Below are 257 nucleotides of genomic sequence, written 5' to 3' on the forward strand. Positions count from 1 at the left end.
GATTCCCTGGTGGCCAACGGGCCGGCCTGGCACGACCGCTTTCCCGGGATGGAATTCGATGTCGCCGCCGATGCCTTCCCGGCCAAGGACCAGGTGGCGGACTATTTCGAAGCTTATGCGCGCAAGTTCAATGCGCCGATCCGCACCGGCGTGGAAGTGCGTAAGGTACTGCGCAATGTCGGCCGCCCGGGCTTCACCGTGGAAACCTCCGAAGGGCTGATCCAGGCCCAACGGGTGGTGGCCGCCACCGGGCCGTT

1 protein-coding gene is annotated in these 257 nt (G+C 65.8%); it reads left to right on the plus strand.

The window, feature by feature from the left end:
• The coding region (locus F6S12_RS33425; protein WP_315870074.1) for an NAD(P)-binding domain-containing protein at positions 1–257 on the plus strand (257 nt) is incomplete at both ends.

Origin of the sequence: Pseudomonas sp. JV245A (assembly GCF_032424515.1) — a bacterium.
GTDB lineage: Bacteria > Pseudomonadota > Gammaproteobacteria > Pseudomonadales > Pseudomonadaceae > Aquipseudomonas > Aquipseudomonas protegens.